Source organism: Brevibacterium sp. CCUG 69071 (assembly GCF_021023135.1).
Lineage (GTDB): Bacteria > Actinomycetota > Actinomycetes > Actinomycetales > Brevibacteriaceae > Brevibacterium.
On record NZ_PGFV01000003.1, the window covers coordinates 74733 to 91599 of the forward strand.

Annotated in this window: 17 protein-coding genes and 1 other annotated feature; of the genes, 9 read left to right on the plus strand and 8 right to left on the minus strand. The window is 62.8% G+C overall.

Translation table 11 applies throughout. The features are described 5' to 3' along the window. Positions 1 to 183 precede the first annotated feature (183 nt). The 6 genes from CV023_RS09560 to CV023_RS19130 all read left to right on the plus strand — a co-directional run bounded on the left by CV023_RS09560 (position 184) and on the right by CV023_RS19130 (position 5154). Positions 184 to 969: an SDR family NAD(P)-dependent oxidoreductase gene (locus CV023_RS09560; RefSeq protein WP_230745271.1), complete on the plus strand. Its 786-nt coding sequence runs from the start codon at positions 184 to 186 to the stop codon at positions 967 to 969. An 83-nt stretch (positions 970 to 1052) separates the two neighbouring features. Next, positions 1053 to 1589 (plus strand): TRAP transporter small permease, encoded by a 537-nt coding sequence (locus CV023_RS09565; protein ID WP_230745272.1) that lies wholly within the window; start codon positions 1053 to 1055, stop codon positions 1587 to 1589. 13 nt (positions 1590 to 1602) lie between these two features. Next, a complete protein-coding gene (locus tag CV023_RS09570) occupies positions 1603 to 3126 on the plus strand; it encodes a TRAP transporter large permease (protein ID WP_230745274.1) in 1524 nt (507 codons plus the stop codon). Positions 3127 to 3292: 166 nt separating this feature from the next. Continuing rightward, positions 3293 to 4111 carry an SDR family oxidoreductase gene (locus CV023_RS09575; RefSeq protein WP_230745276.1) on the plus strand — a complete coding sequence of 273 codons (819 nt, stop codon included), beginning with the start codon at positions 3293 to 3295 and terminating at the stop codon, positions 4109 to 4111. Between the two features lie 69 nt (positions 4112 to 4180). Continuing rightward, positions 4181 to 4492, plus strand: a complete 312-nt coding sequence (locus tag CV023_RS09580; protein WP_230745278.1) for a transposase — start codon at positions 4181 to 4183, stop codon at positions 4490 to 4492. After that, positions 4453 to 4581 (plus strand) — a sequence feature (AL1L pseudoknot). (Overlaps the previous gene by 40 nt.) Further along, positions 4543 to 5154: an IS3 family transposase gene (locus tag CV023_RS19130; protein WP_350309929.1), complete on the plus strand. Its 612-nt coding sequence runs from the start codon at positions 4543 to 4545 to the stop codon at positions 5152 to 5154. It overlaps the preceding feature by 39 nt. Here the strand turns inward: CV023_RS19130 and CV023_RS09585 are convergent. Beyond that, on the minus strand, positions 5059 to 5835 hold the full coding sequence (locus CV023_RS09585) for a carboxymuconolactone decarboxylase family protein (protein ID WP_230745279.1): 777 nt from the start codon (positions 5833 to 5835) through the stop codon (positions 5059 to 5061). The two genes, CV023_RS19130 and CV023_RS09585, sit on opposite strands and share 96 nt — an antisense overlap. A 359-nt stretch (positions 5836 to 6194) precedes the next feature. On the opposite strand from CV023_RS09585, the gene CV023_RS09590 reads away from it, so the two are divergent. Continuing rightward, positions 6195 to 6686 (plus strand): MerR family transcriptional regulator, encoded by a 492-nt coding sequence (locus CV023_RS09590; protein WP_230745281.1) that lies wholly within the window; start codon positions 6195 to 6197, stop codon positions 6684 to 6686. Beyond that, the gene (locus tag CV023_RS09595; RefSeq protein WP_230745282.1) at positions 6683 to 7705 is read left to right on the plus strand and encodes an aldo/keto reductase; all 1023 of its coding nucleotides are present in this window, start codon (positions 6683 to 6685) and stop codon (positions 7703 to 7705) included. The genes CV023_RS09590 and CV023_RS09595 overlap by 4 nt, the downstream gene beginning before the upstream one ends. A gap of 15 nt (positions 7706 to 7720) precedes the next feature. On the opposite strand, the gene CV023_RS09600 is transcribed toward CV023_RS09595, so the two are convergent. Further along, on the minus strand, positions 7721 to 9031 hold the full coding sequence (locus CV023_RS09600) for an Nramp family divalent metal transporter (protein ID WP_230745283.1): 1311 nt from the start codon (positions 9029 to 9031) through the stop codon (positions 7721 to 7723). A 146-nt stretch (positions 9032 to 9177) separates the two neighbouring features. On the opposite strand from CV023_RS09600, the gene arr reads away from it, so the two are divergent. Beyond that, positions 9178 to 9588 carry an NAD(+)--rifampin ADP-ribosyltransferase gene (gene arr / locus CV023_RS09605; protein WP_230745284.1) on the plus strand — a complete coding sequence of 137 codons (411 nt, stop codon included), beginning with the start codon at positions 9178 to 9180 and terminating at the stop codon, positions 9586 to 9588. Positions 9589 to 9618: 30 nt separating this feature from the next. Here arr and ltaE read toward each other — a convergent pair whose 3' ends face one another. From ltaE to CV023_RS09635, 6 genes are all read right to left on the minus strand, one after another. Continuing rightward, on the minus strand, positions 9619 to 10635 hold the full coding sequence (ltaE, locus tag CV023_RS09610) for a low-specificity L-threonine aldolase (RefSeq protein WP_230745285.1): 1017 nt from the start codon (positions 10633 to 10635) through the stop codon (positions 9619 to 9621). Next, complete coding sequence (locus tag CV023_RS09615) at positions 10632 to 11009, minus strand: GNAT family N-acetyltransferase (RefSeq protein ID WP_230745286.1); 378 nt, start codon at positions 11007 to 11009, stop codon at positions 10632 to 10634. The genes ltaE and CV023_RS09615 overlap by 4 nt, the downstream gene beginning before the upstream one ends. A gap of 28 nt (positions 11010 to 11037) precedes the next feature. Then, positions 11038 to 12105, minus strand: a complete 1068-nt coding sequence (locus tag CV023_RS09620; RefSeq protein ID WP_230745287.1) for a pirin family protein — start codon at positions 12103 to 12105, stop codon at positions 11038 to 11040. A 34-nt stretch (positions 12106 to 12139) separates the two neighbouring features. Then, positions 12140 to 12697, minus strand: a complete 558-nt coding sequence (locus CV023_RS09625) for a MarR family winged helix-turn-helix transcriptional regulator (RefSeq protein ID WP_230745288.1) — start codon at positions 12695 to 12697, stop codon at positions 12140 to 12142. A 204-nt stretch (positions 12698 to 12901) separates the two neighbouring features. After that, positions 12902 to 15250, minus strand: coding sequence for an MMPL family transporter (locus tag CV023_RS09630; RefSeq protein WP_230745289.1), 2349 nt, complete (start codon positions 15248 to 15250; stop codon positions 12902 to 12904). Between the two features lie 213 nt (positions 15251 to 15463). After that, positions 15464 to 16681, minus strand: a complete 1218-nt coding sequence (locus CV023_RS09635) for a PucR family transcriptional regulator (protein WP_230745290.1) — start codon at positions 16679 to 16681, stop codon at positions 15464 to 15466. Positions 16682 to 16867: the final 186 nt, after the last annotated feature.

Consider the following 16867-nt stretch of genomic DNA (forward strand, 5'->3'; position numbering starts at 1 on the left):
CAGGTCAGCCGCAAATCTCGCTAATCTGTCGATTTTCGAAATCCAGCCACTCCAACGTATAGACAAAACATGACTATGTTGTATAGATTCCTCTAGAAGCCGCCGTCTACGGCGGACCGACTCAATGCCGCGTCGGTCGGTCATCCTATCTGGAACTCAACGACCGGCCTCGAAAGGATGAGAATGTCCAGTGCCAATGCAGTCGTCGTCACAGGATCCTCTGGAGGATTGGGATTCGCCACAGCGCAACGCTTCCTCAAGGACGGTTATACGGTTTTCGGCTTCGACTTCGGGACACCGGCGCGGCTCAAAGGCAGCGGCAACGCCGAATTCGTCCCGTTTCGGGTCGATGTTTCCAACAACGAGAGCGTGCGTGAAGCCGTAACGGCTGCGGCTAAACACGCTCCGATCGCGGGGCTCATCCACTGCGCTGGAATCGCAGAATTCGGACCAGACAACCCTGGCCATCTAGTTGCACCGACCTCCGGTCAGGTCATCGACAATCTGGACACGATCGAGCGGACACTTCGCGTCAATCTCGGCGGGACATTCATAGTCCTGCGCCATGTGATCGCCGCAATGACTGCGCGCGACACGCCAGCGAACGAGGAACGTGGCTTCATCATCCTCACCTCGTCTGGCGCAGCATTTGAAGGCAAACCCGGACAGTCGGCATACTCAGCTTCGAAAGCCGGCGTGATCGGAATGACCCTTCCACTAGCGCGAGAGCTGTCACCGTGGGCGATTCGCATCGCGACGATCGCACCAGGACTGTTTGATACGCCGATCCTTGCAGAGACACCTCGCCTGCCTCGCCATATACCTTTCCCCAATCGGATGGGCCATCCGAACGAATATGCCGCGCTGGCTCACCACATCGCGCAGAACAGCTATATCAACGCAGAGGTCATTCGCCTGGACGGCGGCATACGAAGCGCGTTCGAATCAGCATCGCCGTTCGTCCGTTGAACTCCCTGACACTTCTGCCGAGTTCACAACCTCGGCGGAACTTCCCGAGTAACCTCACCCACTGATCAGAAAGCCGGATTTCAATGTTGAAAGTCGTCAAATCTTTGGAGACCGCACTCTGTGCGATCGCTGCGTTGGCGCTGATCGCCATGATCATACTCAGCGTCACCAACGCCTTGGGCCGTACATGGTTCAGCAGCCCGATCCACGGCGCGAATGAGATCTCCGCGCAGTGGCTCCTGCCCATCACAGTACTGCTCGCACTTCCCAGCACACAGGTGTGGAAAGAGAACTATGTCGTGTCGATCGTGACAGAACGCCTCAATCCGACTTCACTGGGGCTCCTTAAGGCCGTCGGTTACGGAGCCAGCGCGATCCTGTGTGCGGCGATCGCCTGGTTCGGGTTGGAGGAGGCCCTGTCGCAGATGGAAATCCGTGCGACTGCAGGCGTCACCTCCCTGCCGGTGTGGCAGTTCTACTTCCTGGTTCCTATCGGCTTCGCACTCGCAATGATTGTGTTCGTTTTCGACGCCGTCCTCTCGTTCCGAGACCCCCATGAGGACATCAACACCGGAACCGGCAAGTCCATCAATCACGATGCCGAAGAAGAGACGGTCTGAGGGAGTGTCCATCATGTCATCCAGTCATTCAGCAACGGACCAGGCCCTCGACGAGGCACCTGTCGGCCGCACCGAAGCGAGCAAGGGGCCGCTGGATTCGTCCCGCAAAAGCAAGCCGTTAGGCTTCTTCATCTCCATCGCGGTCGTTATCATCTGCGCGATCGGCCTGTTCACCAGCGTCAGCGACCTTGCTTCTGGCCTGTGGTGCATTGGGTTGATGGTCGCTCTTATGTTCATCGGTGTGCCGATTCCTCTGTCCTTGGGGATTGCAAGCTCATTGGGGATCTATTATGTGAGCGGCACGCTTGCTCTCACGAACGTTCTCAAGACCTCTGCTTTCACCGCGTCGTCGTCGTGGTCGATGACGGTTCTACCGCTCTTCATCTTCATGGGCCTACTGCTGACGCAAGCTGGTCTCACCCAGAAGATGTACAAGGCGACAGAGCTATGGTTCGGCTGGCTGCCGGGCGGACTGGGCATCGGCACAACTGCCGCTGGTGCTGGTCTTGCATCAGTTTCCGGTTCGACGATTGGAATGACATACGCTTTGGGACGTGCTGGAATTCCTGAGATGCTCAGAGCCGGCTACGACCGACGGATAGCGGTCGGCACCGTTGTCATCGCAGGTCTGCCCGGCCAGCTCATTCCACCGTCGATTCTCTTGGTCGTCTATGCCGGCATCGCATCCGTGCCAGTCGGCCCACAGCTCATGGCTGGCGTCATTCCCGGATTACTCATCGCAATCGCATACGCACTCATGTTGTTGTTTATCGGCATCTTCCTTCCCCGACTCGTCGGGCGGGACAAGAACAAGGTGCGTGGAGACGAGAAAAACATCACCTGGGGAGAGCGCTTTGGAGCACTTGCGCAGATATGGGGCTTCCCGCTAATTATGCTGGTGCTGTTCGGCGGCATGTTCACCGGAGTCTTCACCCCGAGCGAGGCCGGAGCAGCAGCAGCAGGCATGTCGTTGGTCCTCGCCATCTTCTACACCTGGCGCAACAAGCCGATTGCACAGGTCGCAACAGCAGCTATGAACGCAGTCCGTTCATCTGCCGCTATCTTCTTCATCCTCATCGGCGCAGAGATGCTCACCCGGATGCTCGCAGTGACCGGGCTAGCCGAAAGCGTGACCTCGTTCATCACCGATCTCGGGCTGTCACGATTCCTGTTTCTCTGTGTCCTCATCGTGCTCTACATCTTCATGGGCATGTTCTTCGACACTCTCGCCATGATGCTGCTGACGATCCCGATACTCATGCCGGCGTTCGCTGCGTACGACGTCAATCTCCTGTGGTTCGGTGTCTTCATCGTCTTCCTCGGAGAGATCGGCATGATCACCCCGCCTGTGGGAGTGCTGTCTTACGTCGTTTACAACATTTGTAAGAAGCGAGAGGTCAACACAGGTATCAGGATCTCTTTGGGCGACGTCTTCATGTCGCTCGCGTGGTTCCTGCCTCTGTCGATCGCCTTCCTCATCGTCCTCATTCTGTGGCCGGACATAGCGCTTTGGCTTCCCGGGATCTCCAACGCATGATCGAGCGAAGATGTGACGTGCACCTTTCCGCATACACGGAAGGGTGCACGTCGTCGTCTTCCAAGTGGGCATATTTGACCTGAAACGATCTGGCCCAGTATCTGCACGTTTGAGGAACAATCTCGCGCCCGGATAACCGGTCGCCCCACCAAATAGCGGAGTAACCATGTTGGCAGCTACAAATTCCCAGCAGAATCATCCGACGAAAAGAAGGGATTGTGCGGGAACATCCGAGCGCCCGGGACGAGTCGACGACAAGATCGTTTTCGTCACTGGCGGCGCTTCCGGGATCGGGTGGGCATCAGCCCGTGCACTCTGTGCTGAGGGCGCCCGCGTTATCATCGCTGATCGGGACGAAGAATTGGGACGCTCGCGCGCTGAAGAGCTCGGTGAAGACACTGCGCCCTTCGTCAGGCTGGATGTCGCGGACTCTGCTTCCTGGGCAGTCGCGGTCGACGTTGCAGTCAATCAGTTCGGCGGCCTCACCGGGCTGGTCAACAATGCCGGCATCGCTGGTCACGGCGGACTTGAAGACATGGATGACGACACATGGCACACGGTCATGTCGGTCAACCTCCACGGTGTCTTCTTCGGTATGCGATCCTGCTTGCCAGAGCTCAAGAAGAACGACTCTGCCTCCATCGTCTCCATCTCTTCCATCGCGGGCCTGGTGGGTTTCAAGGGATCACCTGCGTACTCGGCATCGAAGTGGGCAGTACATGGACTCACAAAAACCGCCGCCATGGAGTTTGGGGACCAAGGCATGCGTGTGAATTCCGTCCATCCAGGCAGCATCGCGACACCGCTGACCGCGAACCTGGCACGTGGCATCGGGCAGATCCCCGCGGGGCGAGTCGGATGGCCGGAGGAGGTGGCAGCGCTCGTCGTCTACCTCATCTCCGACGAATCGCGTTTTACTAACGGCGCCAGCATCGCAGTAGACGGTGCTGAAACAGCGGGAAACAATATTCGCGGAGTGGTGTGATCTAGAGCCATGCTTTGAATCGCCCCGGGGATAATAGAGGCAGGGAGATTGGAAGAAGGAGATTCTCTCGTGCCAGTGAAATACACCGACGAACTCAAGGCTCGTGCCGTCGAGCTCGTCATCCATGCCCAGTCCGACCCGGACACCGCGAACGGGGCAATCACCCGCGTCGCCAGTGAGCTCGGTCTGAGTAAAGAGACCTTGCGAGTCTGGGTGCGCAAGCATAAAGAGTCTGGCAAAGCCACACCGACGGAGTCCGTTGATCTTGAAGTAGAGAACCGCCGGTTGCGGGCTGAGTTGGCTGAAGCGAAGCGGGCGAACGAGATCCTGAAGAGGGCTTCGGCTTTCTTCGCGGCGGAGCTCGACCGCCCATCGAAGTGATCGTCGCCTTCATCGACGACAATCGCAACGAGTTCGGAGTCGAGCCAATCGTGCGCGCCTTGTCCGGGACTGCTGCACGGATTGCTGCGAGCTCGTATTACGCGTTCAAGAAGCGCCAACCATCGGCCAGGGCCCGCCGGGACCAGGCACTGATGGTGGTCATCCAGGATGTCTATGAGGCGAACTACTCCTGCTACGGAGTGCGGAAGATGTGGAAGGCGATCAACCGCGACTACGCCGACCAATTCGGTCCGGTGGCCCGCTGCACGGTGGAGCGGTTGATGCGCCAGTTGGGCATCGACGGAATCCGGCGGAAGCGGAAACGTCCGAAGACGGCCTCAGCCAGGGCTGAGGAGTGTCCGGACGATCTTGTCGAACGCGAGTTCACAGCACCTGGCCCGAATTGCGTTTGGGTCGCCGATATTACGTATGTTCCGACTCAAGTTGGGTGGGTGTACACGACGTTCATCCTTGATGTGTTCCACCGCGAGATCGTGGGCTGGCAGGTGACGAACCATATGCGGGAGTCACTAGCCCGGGACGCACTCACTATGGCTCTGGCTGAGTCATCGGGGAAATTTGCGTTCGGTGGGTTCGAAAGTGCCCGCAGGAATCTGCGTGATCCCCATGAGTGTGGTGTGGACTCCGATGTTGCTGGCTAGCGTCATCACGTCGATGACCTGGTCCGGGGTCGCTCCGTAGCGAATCGCCTGCGCAGTATGGGTCTTGATACCAGGAGCAAAGAGGTGGGTGGTAGCTACATCAATAGCGATATAGATGAGCTCCTTGAACCAGGGCTGGAGTACGCCATGCGTCCAAGCAAGCCCTGACAGATCGAGATATGCTTCAAAATGTTCCGGCGAGTAGGCGAGGACAACGTCCCAGTGTGAGGACCAGTATTTCTTCTCGTCGATGAAGCGCTGTTTGAGCGCTTCGCGATGAGCGTCGAGCTTTTCAGCGTCGACAGCGACGCCAAGTTCTTCGAATATCTCGTGAGCTATGGGCACACCGACCAGCATCGAGTGAATCCCCAGGGATGCTGACAGTTGGAGCGTCTCGTCTATTTCTTCATTCGTCACGCCCGATTTCAGAGCTTCCCGAATGTGGTGCCTTGTATGTTTCTCATTAAGATAAGTGACCTGTGCATTAACAGCCACGCAAATGAGTTCCCTCTGCGCATCGGTGAGGTTACCGCGCTTCTGAGTGACCCGCAAAAGCCGATCGTAGGCCGCGAAATATTTAGGGTCTGCATTGAGCAGGTCATCGAGCGAGTCATTCCAGTACCCGTGCGCATCCTCGAATTCTGATCGAGCACTGACCCGACATCCTTGTCTCAATTCCATGTCACCCCAAAGCCACCTATGACAGCGTGATTAATGCATCAGCTTCGGACAATTATACCTTTCTGAACAGTCTTGTCTAACTTTCGTGGTCAGATGTTCACCATGGGTCCAGCAAAGGGGTTGCGCCACATTTGGCATATAGCCGCTGTCCAGATTGTTTCTGGAGCAAGTTGCGCCGCATCAAAAACGAACCTCCGGACGTCATCTTGGCAGCCATGACCAGCACCGATCGGCCCTGGCCTTCTGGGAGATCCGTGGGGCAGTGGAGGCGAGGCAGCGCATATACCGCCCCACCGGGCTGTGATCCCGGCACTCAAACCCTTGACTTCGAGTGCACTCACAGTCGTAGCGTTATGGTCATGACTCAGCCAGCAGTCGCCTCAGCCGCAACGACGATTCCGCACCCGCCGCCGTTGCCCCGACAGGAACCACCCAACGTGGACGTCCCGCTCTCCATCTCCGAGGTCAGCGAACTCCTCGGGATCACTGCACACACCGCCCGCTACTACGAACGCGCCGGACTGCTCACGATCGACAGGTCCCAATCGGGCCACCGCATCTACGACCGCAAGACCGTCGAACGGCTCGACTTCCTCGTCCGCATGCGCACCTCGGGCATGGGCATCAGCGAACTCAGCCGCTACGTCGACCTCGTCCGCGACGGGGACTCGACCACCGAAGAGCGCCTGCAGATCATGCTCGCCCAGCGCGAACGCATCCGGACCCAGATCCGCGAACTCGAACGTGCCCTGGACACGACGGAGTACAAGATCGCCACCTACGGCGGTGCCCCAACAACCTCAACAACCTCATCAGCCATCGACCACGAACCCGAAGGAACCTCATCATGACGACCACCCACCTCGGCGAGCTCAGTGTCTCGCCCATCGGCTTCGGCTGCATGGCCCTGTCCCACGTCTACGGCGGCACCACCGACGATTCCGCCCGCGCCACCCTGGGCGCAGCCGTCGATGCCGGCATCACCTTCCTCGACACCGCCGACGTCTACGGCGAGCCCCGCGAGGGCGCCACCGGTCCGGCCGGCACGAACGAAGAGATGCTCGCACCCTTTCTCGCCGGCCGTCGCGAGGAGGTCCAACTGGCCACGAAGTTCGGCATCACCGCGATCCGCACCGGCACGGACGGATCGACCAAACGCACGAACGGACGCCCCGACTACGCCCACCAGGCGTGCGAGGCATCGCTGAACCGCCTCGGCGTGGAGACGATCGATCTCTACTACCTGCACCGCCCGGACCCGGACGTCCCGATCGAGGAGACCGTCGGCGCCATGGCGGAACTCGTCGCGGCCGGCAAAGTCCGCCACATCGGCCTCTCCGAGGTCACCGCCGAGGAACTCCGGCGCGCCCATTCCACCCACCCGATCACTGCGCTCCAATCGGAGTGGAGCCTGTGGTCACGCGACGTCGAGGACCACGTCGTGCCGACCTGCGCGGAGCTCGGCATCGGCTTCGTGCCCTACAGCCCGCTGGGCCGCGGCTTCCTCACCGGCACCCTGACCAAGGAGCAGGTGGCCGGCGACTTCCGCAGCGGCACCGAGCGCATGGGGCAGGCCTGGGATGCCAACCAGCAGATCCTCGACATCATCGCCGAGGTGGCCCGCCGTCACGATGCCACCAACGCTCAGTTAGCGCTGGCGTGGCTGCTCCACCGCGGGGCTCAGATGGGTGTGACCGCCGTGCCGATTCCCGGATCGCGCAAGCCCGAACGAGCACTGGAGAACCTCGGCGCCCTCGACCTCACGCTCGACGCCGAAGACATGGGGCGACTCGATTCGATCCGCAGCCTCGTCGAGGGCACCCGCAACATCGTCGACAATCCGACCTGGATCAGTTCGGGGAGGGAGTGAGGCGAAGGGAGGCCCCTACCCAACCAACCCCATCACCGACTCCTTGACCTGCAGCACGGCGAGGAATCCGAACAGCAGGAAGCAGACGCCCAGCAGGACGTTCGACAGCCAGCGGTTGCGCAGCTCGGCCGCCACTGAGGAACGGTTGAGGATGACGAGGAGGGCCACGGCGAGCACGGGCAGGATGAAGGCGCTGATCGCGGCGTAGATGAGCACGAGCGTCACCGGTTTGCCGAAGCTCATGATGACCAGAGCCGCAATGGCGAGGTAGACCAGCGCCCCGCGGAACTCGATCGATTTCGCCGACATCTCGTGTTCGGGCTCATCCTGGTGCGGGTAGCGTCGCAGCACGCGGATGCAGTCGGAGGTCACGTAAGCGATGCCGGAGAACCCGCCGAGCACGCTCGTGTAGACCACGGCGAGGAAGCTGATGAGGAAGATCATCCGCCCGACCTCGCCGATGCGGCCGATGAGGTTGTCGGCGATCGCGAACAGTGAGTCGTTGTCCGAGATCGTGAAGCCCTGCCCGTAGAGAATGAACGCGCCGACGGCACTCATCGCCACGGCGAAGACGAGGACGAGTCCGTAGCTGATGAGCAGGTCGATGCGCACGACGGGTTTCCAGTCGGCGCTGCGCCAGGACTTCTCCCGGATCCAGTATGAGTAGGCGAGGATTCCCGTGGCCCCGCCGACCCCGCCGATGAGCGACATGACGGTGATGATCGAACCCTGCGGGAAGGTCGGGGCAATCGTCTCGACGGCAACGTCCTGCGCGCCCTGCCCTTGGTACACAGAAATCGCGAGCGCGATGATGCCGAAGAACATGAGGATCCCGAAGCCCATCATCGCCTTCTCGACGAGGCCGTAGCGGCCGATGCCGATGAGGATCACTGCTGAGGCAAGCACGACCACGGCGGTGGGCCAGAACGGCAGGACCGGGAAGATCGCCTGCAGGATGTTCGTCGTCACGGCCACCACTCCGGCGCCGAAGAACAGGCCGACGAGAAGCTCGGCGATGAGGAAGAGTGCGGGGAATGTTCGCCCGCCGAAGGAAGTCAGGTGCGACAGCAGCGAACGGTCACCGCTCATCTGCAGCCGCGATACCGCCTCGGAGAGGACGAACTTGAGGATGATGCCCACCGTGAACACCCAGATCAGAGCCAGTCCGTACTCGGCCCCGGAGTTCATCGTCGTGATCATGTCCGAAGCCCCGACGCTGGCCAGTGCCAGCACGATCCCGGGTCCGATCAGCCGCAGCCGTCCGGTCAGTGTCCCCGGTGCCGAGGCGGTGGTGACGGTGGTCTGCGATGGTGAGGGGGCGGACATAGGCGGGGTGGGGCTCCTTCGTGTAATCGTCGTTGAACGTGCTCGTGCCGCTCGAATGGGACCGCTCAAGTCTGACTGCTGTCCGCCCATCGGCACTCCTTGGTCTCAGCAATTGGGCAGATCCTGAGCAGGACTATATTGATCCCATGACCACGGCACTCGATGACGGACCGTTCTTCCACGGCACGAAGGCGCAGCTGGAACCCGGCGATCTCCTCACTCCCGGCTTCAACTCGAACTACCGGCCCGAGGTCGTCATGAACCACATCTACTTCACTGCCCTGCCCGATGGTGCAGGACTGGCCGCCGAGATCGCCGCGCTCGAAGGCATCCCCCACGTCTACGAAGTCGAACCGACCGGCGAGTTCGAGAACGACCCGAACGTCACGGACAAGAAGTTCCCCGGCAACCCCACCCGCTCCTACCGCAGCACCTCACCTCTGCGCATCATCCGCGAGGTCACCGACTGGACGCGGCTGAGTCCCGAGGACCTGGCGACCTGGCGGCAGCGCCTGGCCGCGATCCGCGAAGACGACGGAAAAGAGATCATCAACTGAGCAGGCTCCGGCACCCAGCCCGGACCTCCCCTACCTGCCGAAGAACTCCTTGCACACACGCCGGACGCGCTCGATCGCCTCGTCGTCGATGTCGAGATGCGTGACCCAGCGCAGTTTGCCGTGTGCACCGCCGGTGACGATGCCGCGCTCACTCAACAAAGAGCTGAAGGCCTCCATGTCCACACCGTCCGGGGACAGGAAGACCATGTTCGTGCGGGCCTCACCGGCGCCGAGCTCGGGGTAGTCGGCGAAGATCTCGGCCAACCGGGCAGCCCGATCGTGATCCTCGCGCAGACGCTCGACATTGTTCTCAAGCGCATAGATCCCTGCCGCGGCTATGACTCCGGTCTGACGCATGCCTCCGCCCAGGGTCTTCCGCAGTCGTTTGGCCCTGCCCACCAGTTCCGCAGGGCCGGCGAGCAGCGCACCGACCGGGGCGCCGAGGCCCTTCGACAGGCAGAGCGTGGCCGAATCGAACCGCCCCGCCACTGCCGCAGCTGCGCGACCTGTGGACACGACGGCGTTCATGATCCGCGCCCCGTCGAGGTGGGTCGCCAGCCCGCGATCGCGCGCCAGCTCGGTCGCCTCCTGGACGTAGGCTTCGGGCAAAGGCAGCCCGTTGAACGTGTTCTCCAACGTGAGCAGCCGGGTGACCGGGTTGTGGAAGTCATCGGGTTTGATCGCCGAGGCGATGGCCTCGAGATCGATGATCCCCTCGGGTTCGTTCGGCAGCGGCTGCGGCTGGACCGATCCCAGCACTGCCGCTCCCCCGCCCTCGTCACGGTAGGCGTGCGCGGTCTGGCCGACGATGAATTCGTCGCCGCGCCCGCAGTGGGCCATGATCGCCGCGAGGTTGGCCTGCGTCGCCGAGGGGAAGAACAGTGCCGCGTCCTTCCCGAGCATCTCGGCGGCCATCGACTCGAGCCGTTTCGTCGTCGCATCTTCGTCGTAGACGGCATCGCCCACCTCGGCGTCGGCCATGGCCCGGCGCATGCCGACGCTGGGCTTAGTGACGGTGTCGGAGCGGAAGTCGACCCGGTCGGTCACCGCGAGTTCTCTTTGACGATGGCGTAGTCGGCTCCGGTGGCGTTGCGGAAGCGTCCGCCTTCGGCCTGATAGTCATCCCCGGTCTCCTGCAGCTTCCGCACGAACAGCGGGCAGATCGGGACCACGGTCAGTCCCTTCTCCCGACAGTCGGCAAGCGCCTCGGCGACGAGGATCTTCGAGAGCCCTCTGCCACCGAATTCCTCGTCGACGACCGTGTGATAGAAGATCCGCTCCGTCTCGGGCACGGGTCCGGGCAGGTAGTGGGCTCGACCGGCGATCGTGCCTGCGTCGACCGCGATCGTATAGGCCTTCCGGTCTTCGTCGAGTTCGACGGCTACGGGTGCTCCCGTCGAATCCTTGAGATTCTCACTCATGTTTGCGACTCCTTCGTTGGGGTGGCTGTCAGGGATCGTCGATCCGCTCGGGTCCGCCTTGAACGTGGGGCGGGGGATTCTTCCGCGCCTTGATCTGAACGTCGGGCAACCTCGGCGCGGGAAGCCGGCCGAGTCCATCGGCGTTGCGGCCGGGACCACCCTTGCCCACGTACCCGTCGACCGCGCCGAAGCGGGAGCTCTCGGCCTGCCAGTCCTCGCGGTAGGCGCGGATCTCGTCGTGGCTGCGGCCCACGAAGTTCCACCACATGACGATCTCCTCACCGAACGGCTCCCCGCCGAGGATGACCACCCGACCCTCATCCTCGCCGAGGTTGCCGATGCGCATCGTCTCGACGCCGAGTCCCGTATATCCCAGGCTGTGGCGCGGCAGGGGCACGTTCTCGACGGTGATGTCTCCGGAGTCGACGAGGACTCCGTGTTCGAACTCGGGGTCGACGGGCAGGTCGATCGTGGCGCCGGGGCGCAGCCGCATTTCGGCGCCGAGGACCGGGGAATGGGTGGTCACCGGGGAGGACTGTCCCGCCAATTGCCCGAGGAAGACGATGAGTTCGCCTCCGTCGAGGGCCACGGGTTCGGGGGCGAAATGTTCGAAGCGGCGTTCGGGTCGGTTGCGGACGTTATCGGGCAGGGCCAGCCAGAGTTGGACGCCGTGGAGGGTGGAAGTGTCCGCGGTGGAGACCTCGGAGTGACAGATGCCGCTGCCGGCGGACATGAGGTTGACTTCGCCCGGTCGGACGAGGCCCGTGTTGCCGCCGGAGTCAATGTGCTCGATGTTGCCTTCGAAGAGCCAGCTGACCGTCTGCAGTCCCGTGTGCGGGTGCGGGGCGACGTCCATGCCGCCGGTGGTCGAGACGTCGGCGGGTCCGTAGTGGTCGACGAAGCACCAGGGTCCGATGAGGGAGCGCTGTCGCTGCGGCAGGGTTCGGCGCACGGTCATCGCGCGGGGGCCGCCGAGCGGAACCTCACGGGCGGTGATGATCTCGACCGGGGACCGATCCTTCTGGTCGCAGCTCGGAGCGGGCAGGCCGCCAGGCCGGCAGAGCACCTGCTGTGGGGCAGTCTCGACATTGCTCATGCCCGTATCGTACGCCCGGTGTCGAGGGGGTGGTTCAGCCCGAGTGTTCCTCGCCGGGAACCGGCCGACCATCGGGCTTCCCTGCATCGTTGCAGCCGGGCTTCCCTGCCTCGTCGGCAACCGGCACCGGGCGGATCTTGCTCACGAGCGCGAAGATCTCCTCGGCCTCATCGGCGCTGACCCCGGCGAAGCCGGCCATGATGATCTCGGCGTTTGTCGCCTCAGCTTCTTTCCGCAGCTGCACCCCGGCCTCGGTGAGGGTGACGAGCACTCCCCGCTGATCGTCGGGGTCCGGCTTCTGGACAACCAAGCCTCGCGCTTCCAACCGCCCGAGGAGTCGGCTGAGCGCGCTGCGACTGAGCACCATGCTGCGCAGCAGGTCCCGCTGACGCACCGGCTTCTCGGGATCGGAGTTGATGAGGGTATCGAATTCGTTGAGCGTGAGCCCGTGGCGCCGACCGAAGCCACGCTCGAACTGGGCCATGAAGTCCTGGTGCTTCTCCATCATCAGCCGCCACGACGCGATTTGGATCGGCCCGAAACGCCTGATGAGGCTGCTGACGGGCGTCGTCTCATTCCTCTGCTCGCTCATCGGACACCCTTGTTCCCTCTCTCACATCTTGTTGCATCGGCAACAAAGCCGTAGTTCAATGGTAATACCCGGCCCTCGAGAGGGCCACGTCGACCACCCCTCGACAGCAGTACCCGCACCATCCCCACGATGCCCCCGGCACGATCCGCTCGTGCGGGGGTATTGCATTGCCTCCGGACCGACCGCGAGTCCAGTAGATCCGCTTCAGTCCTTCGGAATCCGCTTCCGCCACGGCCACCACACGCTGCGCCCGACATCGTGCACGAGCGCCGGCACGACCAAGGACCGCACGAGGATCGCGTCGAGCAGCACTCCGAAGGTGACGATGAAGGCGAGCTGGGCGAGGAACATCACCGGGATCACCGACAGGGCGGCGAAGGTCGCGGCGAGCACGATCCCCGCCGAGGTGATCACCCCGCCCGTAGCCACGAGGCCGTCCAGCACGCCCCTCCTGGTGCCGAACCGCAGCGATTCCTCCCGCACCCTGGACATGAGGAAGATGTTGTAGTCGATGCCCAGCGCCACGAGGAAGACGAAGGCGTAGAGCGGCACCGAGGGATCCGCCCCGTCGAAGCCGATGATGTTGTTGAACACGAGCGCTGAGACTCCCAGGGCCGTGCCGAAGGAGAGCACCGTAAGCGCGACGAGCAGCACCGGGGCCAGCAGGGAGCGCAGGAGCAGGATGAGGATGATGGTGATGACGAGCAGGATGAGCGGGATCGCCAGGGTCCGGTCCGCCTCGGCGGTGGTGTTCGTGTCGAGGTCGACCGCGGTCTCCCCGCCCACCAGGGCCTGCGGGTCAACGTCGTGGACGGCCGCCCGGATGTCGGTGACGGTGGACTCGGCCGCCAGGGAGTCGGCAGCGTCGGACAGGGTGACCTCGAGCAGGACGTTGCCGTCGACCTCGGTGGGAGACGGCGGCGCGGTCGGCCCCGTGGGACCGCCGCCCGCGCGCGGCATCTCGAGCGCGCCCTCATCGTCGATCCCGAGGTTCCCGCTGGGTGAGTCCTCCGACGTCACGGACATCGATTCGACCCCGCCGAGGCGGCCGATCGCCTTCGCCGCATCTTCGAGTTCACCCTCGGCCAGAACGATCTGGGTGGGCGAGCCGGATCCGCCGGGGAAGTGCTCGGCGAGGACAAACTGACCGTCGCGGGCCTCGGATTCGCCGAGGACGAATTCGCTCTGCGCCACCCCGGAGGCCTTGAACTGCGGAACGGCGATGAGCGGCAGGGCGAGGAGGATGACGAGGGTGATCCAGATGGTCCGCGGCCGCTTGCCGACCACCTCGGCGATCCGAGCCCACAGGCCCTTCTTCGCCACCGTCGCCGAGGTGGTGCGCACCCGGGGGCGGAATGGCCAGAACACGGAGCGGCCGATGATCATCAGCGCCGCGGGCAGGAAGGTCAGGGCTGCGAGCATGGCCACGAGGATGCCGATCGCGGCGACTGGACCGAGTGCGCGGGTGGAGGCGAGGTCGGTGACGAGGAGGACGAGGAGACCGGCGATGACTGTGCCGCCGGAGGCTGCGATCGGTTCGATCACGCCCTTGAGAGCAGACAGGCCCGCGCGGACACGGTCGGTCTCGGTCAGCAGGGCGTCGCGGAAGCGGGCGACGACGAGCAGGGAGTAGTCGGTGGTGGCGCCGACGACGAGGATGAAGAGGATGCCTTGGACCTGCCCGTTGATGAGCAGGATGCCGGCGTCGGCGAGGTGCCAGATGACGAAGATCGAGGCAGCGAGCGCGGCGACCGAGGTGAAGAGGACGATGACCGGCAGCAGGGGTGAGCGGTAGACGATGATGAGGATGACGAAGACCGCGATGAGGGCCACGAGCAGGAGGATGCCGTCGATGCCGGCGAAGGCCTCGGAGAGGTCGGCGGCGAACCCGGCGGGGCCAGTGACGTAGACGTCGGCTGTGACGGTGGGGGCTTTGACGTCAGCGGTCCCGCTGGAGGCGGCCGCGGTCGGGAATGTCTCTGAGATGACGGCGCGGATGCGCTCCACGTCATCTCCGGTGCTGTCCGAGGAGACCGGGAGGATGAGCTGGAGGGCGTCGCCGTCCTCGGCGGGGATCACCGGTGAGGCGTCGGCAGCGAGCAGCCTCTCGTCTTCGAGCGTAGCGGTGAGGTCCTCGAGGTCGGTGGCGTCGTCCTCGTTGACGCCGTCGGTGTTCTCGAGGACGACGATCGCGGGCACGTAGTCGAGGTCGCTGAATTCATCGATGAGCTCCTGGGCGCGGGTCGATTCGGCCGATTCGGGCAGGAAGCTCGAGCGGTCGTTCGTCGCCACCTCGGAGATCTTGCCGAAGTACGGGCCGCCGATTCCCGAGATCCCGACCCAGGCGATGAGCAGGATCGCACAGAGGGCGATGAGTGAGCGGCGGCCGCGGATGACCGGGCCGCGTTCGCGGGGTGGGGGTTGGTGTCCCAGGTGCGCAGTTCCGCGACCGTTTCCGTGTCCGTCACCACGTCCGTTTCCGCGTCCCCCGCTCTCGGAAGCATCGTCGGAGGAGCCTGTCGGCGGCGTGGAAGTGAGCAGAAACTGCGGCATGAGACCACCCTACGCTGACGAGAGTCCCACAAGGGCGCTGCGACCGTCGATCGAGCAGATGGGCGAACGGGCAATCGGTGATAGATCGCGTAGCCCGCCGCGAACGCCCCTGCCCCACGCCCGCAGCGACCCATCACTCAGCAGACGAGTGGCCAGTCTGCAGACAGGCCACTTGCGCGCAGAGTGATGGATCGATGCACGCAAATGAAGGAGTCAGCCTCTCTGTCCCCTCCGCTGGCATTCGAGGGCGACAACTACGTCCGCCACGATTCGCGGATCGGTCAGCCGCGCCCCGAGCTGTCCTTCGATCTGACCGAGCCGGTAGCGGACCGTGTTTTCGTGCACGTTCAGTCGTCGAGCAGTGTCGGCGATGTTGCCGGAACACTCGATGTACGTCTTCAAGGTCGGCCAGGCATCGTTGCCGACGTTGAGTCTTTCCACATACCGTCGGGCAATCTGCCGATCGAAGCGAGAGTTCAGTCTGGCCGCCGCCCACTCGACCGGACGCATCTGTTCCACGTGGACGATCTCACCTGGTTTCGCCGCGGCCGCGGCAACATCGGCAGATCTCAACATCTCCGGAACTTGACCGAGAGCAGTGAACGATTCCGAGATTCCGACGGCGGTCACGCCCTCCGCCAGGAACTCTTCGATCGGAAAGTCCGACACGCACAGCGCCGTCACCTCGTCAGTCGTCGAGTTCATCCCAGAATCACTGAGCACGATTCCGTTCATCGCCGCCCTGGACGGCTCGGATGATGCCGCCCTCAGCACAGACTCCTGCGGCGCTGTTTCTGCAGACATCAATGGCAGACGCGCTCTTATTGCTCGCACAGGGCTGTAGGCAGGGATGCCGAAGTTCTCCAGTGTTCTCCACGTCGCCGGTTCACGACCCGGCGCTACTCCTGCCTGGAGCTCGCGCATGAGACGTGCCGACTCTTCCCGACGCGTGCTGATCGAGAACGATTCGAAACCTTCGAATGCTCGCAGGATCTTCACCGCAGTATCGAGGACAAGCATAGCCGCTGAACCTTCGACTTCGCTCAGCTTCCCACCAAATCGAAGGTCACGGATCGGATCGGAATCCTCATGCAGGGCGACGACGATGGCATGCATGCGCCGGCGGATCCTCACCGGCACCCCCACCACGATCCACCTGCCGATCTGGCTCTGCCGCACGTCGGAACTACTGTGGTGGTCATCAGCTTGCGAGTCCGTGGCCCCGGGTCGCGCGAATGCGTCGCTGACTACCCATTGGGAAATGAGTTGTGGTGGAGCAACACCGACCGCGCGAAGGACCTCTCCGAGTTCATTGACGATGAGCGCCGATCCTCTGGTGATCCGAGACGCCTGCTTGATCACGGATCCGAGTGGATCGTCCGCGCCTAGCGATGACAGCAACGCTTCGAAGACTTGCTCTCGACTGTTCATTTAGGACCTTCCGACATGCGGCGCGACTTCGCCCGCGCCCAGAATGTTCGCTCGATTCCGAATTTCCGGCGAAATGGAACTCCTACCTGCAGTTTCTCCCAATATTTGTGTATTTCACAATAGTGACGTCAGAGTCCTTCAGATCCTCCATTGACCAATTCCACACAATGAAGACACGATGAGGTT

Excerpts from the sequence above, each read along its gene's own strand:
- CV023_RS09560 (WP_230745271.1), top strand. The coding sequence starts at position 184 with ATGTCCAGTGCCAATGCAGTCGTCGTCACAGGATCCTCTGGAGGATTG.
- CV023_RS09565 (WP_230745272.1), top strand. The coding sequence starts at position 1,053 with ATGTTGAAAGTCGTCAAATCTTTGGAGACCGCACTCTGTGCGATCGCT.
- CV023_RS09570 (WP_230745274.1), top strand. The coding sequence starts at position 1,603 with ATGTCATCCAGTCATTCAGCAACGGACCAGGCCCTCGACGAGGCACCT.
- CV023_RS09575 (WP_230745276.1), top strand. The coding sequence starts at position 3,293 with ATGTTGGCAGCTACAAATTCCCAGCAGAATCATCCGACGAAAAGAAGG.
- CV023_RS09585 (WP_230745279.1), bottom strand. The coding sequence starts at position 5,835 with ATGGAATTGAGACAAGGATGTCGGGTCAGTGCTCGATCAGAATTCGAG.
- CV023_RS09590 (WP_230745281.1), top strand. The coding sequence starts at position 6,195 with ATGACTCAGCCAGCAGTCGCCTCAGCCGCAACGACGATTCCGCACCCG.
- CV023_RS09595 (WP_230745282.1), top strand. The coding sequence starts at position 6,683 with ATGACGACCACCCACCTCGGCGAGCTCAGTGTCTCGCCCATCGGCTTC.
- CV023_RS09600 (WP_230745283.1), bottom strand. The coding sequence starts at position 9,031 with ATGTCCGCCCCCTCACCATCGCAGACCACCGTCACCACCGCCTCGGCA.
- arr (WP_230745284.1), top strand. The coding sequence starts at position 9,178 with ATGACCACGGCACTCGATGACGGACCGTTCTTCCACGGCACGAAGGCG.
- CV023_RS09615 (WP_230745286.1), bottom strand. The coding sequence starts at position 11,009 with ATGAGTGAGAATCTCAAGGATTCGACGGGAGCACCCGTAGCCGTCGAA.
- CV023_RS09620 (WP_230745287.1), bottom strand. The coding sequence starts at position 12,105 with ATGAGCAATGTCGAGACTGCCCCACAGCAGGTGCTCTGCCGGCCTGGC.
- CV023_RS09625 (WP_230745288.1), bottom strand. The coding sequence starts at position 12,697 with ATGAGCGAGCAGAGGAATGAGACGACGCCCGTCAGCAGCCTCATCAGG.
- CV023_RS09630 (WP_230745289.1), bottom strand. The coding sequence starts at position 15,250 with ATGCCGCAGTTTCTGCTCACTTCCACGCCGCCGACAGGCTCCTCCGAC.
- CV023_RS09635 (WP_230745290.1), bottom strand. The coding sequence starts at position 16,681 with ATGAACAGTCGAGAGCAAGTCTTCGAAGCGTTGCTGTCATCGCTAGGC.